Consider the following 4,666-nt stretch of genomic DNA (forward strand, 5'->3'; position numbering starts at 1 on the left):
GTCGCGGAGTGGCGGGGCCGGGGCCTGTACCGCGCCCTGGTCGCCCACCGCACCCGCGTCGCCGCCGCCCACGGCTGCCGTCATGTCCAGGTGGACGCCTCCGCCATGAGCCGCCCCGTCCTGGAGCGCCTCGGGCTGCACGCCCTCACCACCACGACGCCGTATCTCTACAAGAGGTGACCAAAGGGGTCAGTGGCGGCGGCCCAACATCCGGTCCAGCGCGGCGATGCCGATCGCGGCCAGCGCGATCTGGATCAGCCACTCGATCCAGTCCGGCCCGTTCGTGTCCGCGACACCCAGGGCCGCCGCGATGGCCGTGCCCAGCAGGGCGGCCACGATGCCGACGAGGATGGTGACGATCACGCCGATGTGCTGGCGTCCCGGCACGACCAGCCGCCCGAGCACACCGATCACGATGCCGATGATGACGGCGCTGATGAGTCCTGAAATCTCCATGTCCACCCCTAGTGGTCTCGGCCCCTGCTGCTGTGCCGTGTGCCCGCTGCGGATGGAGTCACTCCACTCCGGCGCCGCCCCCGGGAACCCGCGACGGGAGTGTGCCCGTGGCGGCGGCGGACGACGCCGCCGGAGCGGGATTTCAGGAGGCGGGGACCGTCCGTTCCGGGGTGTTCCACCCGGAGACCCGCACCCGTGGGGCCGAGCCGCGCAGGTCCGCCGTGCGGTAGGCGGCGGTGAGCGTCACCGACTCGCCCGGCCAGAGCCCGACCTGGTTGTCCGACCAGCGCACCGGCAGCACCGGCCGGCCCTGGGCGTCGACCAGGTGGACGTCCGTCAGCAGGGCGGGCGTCCGGCCGCCGCCGGTGCGGCGCAGGGTCACCGTCGTGGTGGACAGCGCGCCCGAGGTGCGGGTGGTGGCGGTGGCCGACACCGGCACCCGTGCCATGGCGGAGAGGCCCTTGAGGTCGGCAAAGGCGGTCGACGGGGTGTAGTACCAGTCGGTGTGCGCCCAGTCGAGGGTGTCGGGGAGGGTGGAGAGCCAGTACACGTTCCGGCTCACCTCCCGGCCGTCGGGGCCGGTGAGCACCAGGCGCAGCAGGTGGGTGCGGGAGGTGCCGCCGAGCTGTTCGGGCAGCGTGAACGCGGTGCCGTGCGCGCCGTCGCCGGGGACGCGCAGCCCGGTCAGGGTGCGGTCGTAGCGCGGGGTGCCGTCGGGGTCGAAGAGGGTGGCCCGCGCGGTGAGGCCGGCGGCGGGGGAGTGGCGGTCGTTGACGACGACCACCGAGCGGTCGTCGTAGGAGTACTGGACGTGCAGTGGCTCGCCCGCCTTCTTGGCGCCGAAGTAGGCGCCGTTCTGGTCGAGGTAGCGGTCCATGAGCTGCCAGTGCAGCGAGGTCCAGCCGCTGTTGAGCATCCAGTGCACGATCCCGGTGGCCGGCTTGCCGGCGTCGTGCGCGTTGCGGCGGTACGCCTCGAACTCGGCGCGGACGTTCTCGTACTGGGCGAGCTGCGCCTTGCGCACGTAGTCGGTGAGGCCGGCCGGGGCGCCGTAGCGGGCGGTGAGGGCGTCGTTGTAGAGCTTGAGGGTGGAGAAGACCGCCGACGGGGAGCGGTGGTACTGCCTGGCCGCCGGGGTCTTCCACAGGGTGTCCAGCTCGGCGGGGGTCATCATCCGGCGCAGCGTGTCCAGGGTGGGGATGCTGGGCCCCGCGCTGGTCTCGGAGTTGAAGCCGGTGGCGCCGCCCTCGCGCTTGGCGTACCAGTAGGCGGGCGGTACCCAGTCGTAGGGGCCGCTCATCTTCATGCCCGAACGGCCCAGCCTGGGCGAGGAGTCGTCGGAGGCGGCCGGGACGACGGGGGTGGGCCAGTCGGCCGCTGTCAGCGCGTCCAGGTAGTTCTTCTCGATCGTGGCGTTCGGTGCCGCGTCGCTGCCGATCAGGAAGGAGATGACGCTCGGGTGGGTGCGCAGCCGGGCCGCCTCGGCGGCCATGGACGCCTTCGCCACCGCGTGGTCGTCCTTGTCCCACTTCTCCCCGGAGCCGTCCTCGTTGACCTGGCCCTCCCACTTGTCGCAGCACTCCCAGCCCGGCAGCGTGAGCACGCCGAGCCGGTCGGCCAGGTCGAAGAACTCGTCCGGCTCGATGTGCCCTTCCAGCCGGACCGTGTTCAGCCCGAGGTCGAGGACGTACCGGAGCCGGTCCTCCACGTAGCCCCGGTCCCAGCGCAGGAACTGGTCCGGCGACCAGCCGCCGCCCCGGATCAGCAGCGGGCGCCCGTTGATCCGGTACTGGCGGGCGCCGTCCTTGTTCAGGGGCGCCCGGACGTCACGGATGCCGAAGGTCTCGTGCGCGGTGTCGGAGACGGCACCGGCGACGGAGGCGGTGAGCCTCAGGCCGTACAGCGGCTGGCCGCCCATTCCGGCGGGCCACCACACGCGCGGGGACCGCAGGCGCAGGCCGGGGACGTCGGCGGGGGAGAAGGCGACGGAACGCGACTCGTGTGCGGCGAGGGGGACCCGGCGGGTGAGCGTGGTCCCGGCGACGCTGCCGCTGACCAGTGCGGTGACCGCGCGGCCGGTGTCGTTGCGCACCCGTGCCCGCACGGTCAGGTCGGCGGTCGCCAGCGACGGGACGGCCAGGTCGGTCACCACATGGGCGTCGTCCAGCGCGACCGGGCCACCCCGCCGGACCAGGACGTCGCGGACCAGGCCCATGTTCTGGTCCGGGGGCGGCTGGAGCCAGTCGAGCCACCCCATGCTGAGGTCCCGGTCGGGATCGTTGGGCCGGACCCGGAAGGCGACCGTGTTCCGGCCGGGCCGCACCAGCTGGGTGATGTCCAGCTCGTGCCGCGTGTACGCGCCCTCGACCTGCGCGTCCGTCGCCACCCGGTGGCCGTTGACGTACACCTCGGCGGCCGGGACGACCCCGCTGAAGTCGAGCCGGGTGCGCCGGGAGGTGTCGTCCACGGTGAAGTCGGAGCGGTACCACCAGGGCACCTTGAAGTCGGCCTTGGGGATCTTGCTCAGGTTCGCCGAGCGGAACGGGTCCGGGTAGCGGCCCTCGGCGAGCAGGGCGGCGAGGACCGTGGAGCGGGGGCCCGCGTGGTGCCAGCCGCGCGCCGGGTAGCCGGGGGAGGAGACGTCGGCCGCCGAGTCGCTCACCTTCGCCGTGGACTGGAGGGCGAAGGAGGCCAGCGGGGTGACCGAGACCGCCGTGTCCGGGACGCGGGTCGCTTCGGGGGCCGGAAGTGGCGCCGGGGCGTGGTCCTTCGGGTCCGCCCAGGCGGTGGTGGTGAGGGTGCCGATCAGGCCGAGGAACGCGGCGGCCGTGGCCAGGCGGCGGCCGAGGGCGAGTCGAGCGGACAGGGCGGTCTCCAGCCTCGTGAGGTCAAGGAACGCTGTGGCCCGGCTCAAGCTAGAAAGTGCCGCGAACCGTGTCAAAGACCTCCGCCCGGGGCGCGCCGCCCGCGCGCACGAGGAGGCCGGTCCGCTCCGGCGGACCGGCCTCGCGTCCTTCGTTGTCGGTGGGAGTCTGCGTACGGTCCTCCTTCCGTCGAACCGAGCGGACTCGACCGCGTCCGGTGGGCCTGCGGTGGAGTGCCGCGTATCGCGTATCCGTCTATTTTGCTCCTTTTATTCCCATATGTGTAGGGGTGTTCGTGCATTACTTCGACCGGATTCGGACTCCCCCTCCCCTTCGTACGAGCCCCGCTCAGACGGCCGCCTCCAGGGGTTCACGTCGCTCGATGCCGGAGCGCAGGCGGTGCAGGCCGCGGCGGGCATGGCTCTTCACCGTGCCGAGCGGCCAGCCCGTGCGGGCGGCGATCTGCGGTTGGGTGAGGTCCTCGTAGAAGGCCAGGTAGAGCACCCGGCGCTGGGCGGCCGGCAGCCGTCCCAGCTCGCGGCGGACCAGAAGCCGGTCGAGCACCGTCTCCGGGTCGGCGGCGGTCTCCGCGCCGAGGGTGGCGCGGGACAGGGACGCGGCCGCAGCCGCGACCAGCTCGCCACGCCGGGCGCGTGCCGCCAGCGCGTCGAAGATCTTGCGCCGGGTGATGCCCACGATCCAGCCGCCCAGCGGGCCCCGGTCCGGCCGGTAGCCCGCACGGCCGCGCCACACCCCGAGGAACACCTGCTGGGTCACGTCCTCGGCCTCACCGGCGTTCCCCAGCGCGCGGCGGGCGAGGGCGTACACCAGCGAGGACCAGCGCCGGTACACGGCCGCGAGACAGTCCTCGTCCCCCGCGACCAGGCCCCGTGCCAGCTCCTCGTCGTCGCAGCCGTCCCCGGTGGGGGCCACGGGCGGCGCGGCGGTGGCGGGCGGGGACGGGTACGAGCTCATGACCTGGCTCCTCGGGTGGGACGGTCAGGTCATCGTGGGAGCCGGTGTCGGGCGCCGACAACTCGCATCGTTTCTGCGTCGTTCCCGGCGTACAGTCGACGTATGGACGACGAAGTTCCCGGCGCCGGACTGACCACCGGCGCCCTGGCCCGCCGGCTCGGTGTCTCGCCCACCACCCTGCGGTCCTGGGACCGCCGCTACGGCCTCGGCCCCGCCGCCCGCGCCGACGGCAGACACCGCCGCTGGACCCCGGACGACGTGGCCGTACTGGAGGCGATGTGCCGCCTGACCTCATCCGGCGTACCCCCCGCCGAGGCCGCCCGCACCGCCCGCGCCGACACCGGCCCGCCCGCGGGCCGGTGTCGGCGCGG

4 protein-coding genes and 1 pseudogene are annotated in these 4,666 nt (G+C 73.5%); 2 read left to right on the forward strand and 3 right to left on the reverse strand.

All coding sequences use genetic code 11. From position 1 onward, the window contains the following. Positions 1-180: pseudogene (locus tag CCN33_RS10760) on the forward strand (GNAT family N-acetyltransferase); the annotation flags it as partial. Positions 181-189: 9 nt separating this feature from the next. Here CCN33_RS10760 and CCN33_RS10765 read toward each other — a convergent pair. From CCN33_RS10765 to CCN33_RS10775, 3 genes are all read right to left on the reverse strand, one after another. Next, on the reverse strand, positions 190-456 hold the full coding sequence (locus tag CCN33_RS10765) for a GlsB/YeaQ/YmgE family stress response membrane protein (RefSeq protein WP_086693423.1): 267 nt from the start codon (positions 454-456) through the stop codon (positions 190-192). Between the two features lie 142 nt (positions 457-598). Next, positions 599-3,322, reverse strand: a complete 2,724-nt coding sequence (locus CCN33_RS10770; RefSeq protein WP_086693424.1) for a glycoside hydrolase family 2 protein — start codon at positions 3,320-3,322, stop codon at positions 599-601. A gap of 346 nt (positions 3,323-3,668) precedes the next feature. Continuing rightward, on the reverse strand, positions 3,669-4,295 hold the full coding sequence (locus CCN33_RS10775) for a sigma-70 family RNA polymerase sigma factor (RefSeq protein WP_086693422.1): 627 nt from the start codon (positions 4,293-4,295) through the stop codon (positions 3,669-3,671). Positions 4,296-4,397: 102 nt separating this feature from the next. Here CCN33_RS10775 and CCN33_RS10780 point away from each other — a divergent pair. Then, positions 4,398-4,666 (forward strand): MerR family transcriptional regulator (locus CCN33_RS10780; RefSeq protein ID WP_140394507.1); only part of this gene is annotated, 269 nt, incomplete at its 3' end.

The sequence above is a fragment of the Streptomyces recifensis genome (assembly GCF_002154615.1).
GTDB classification, from domain to species: domain Bacteria; phylum Actinomycetota; class Actinomycetes; order Streptomycetales; family Streptomycetaceae; genus Streptomyces; species Streptomyces griseoluteus.

What these genes read in the sequence shown, in the direction of transcription:
- CCN33_RS10775 (WP_086693422.1), bottom strand. Translation starts at nt 4,295, where the DNA reads ATGAGCTCGTACCCGTCCCCGCCCGCCACCGCCGCGCCGCCCGTGGCC.
- CCN33_RS10765 (WP_086693423.1), bottom strand. Translation starts at nt 456, where the DNA reads ATGGAGATTTCAGGACTCATCAGCGCCGTCATCATCGGCATCGTGATC.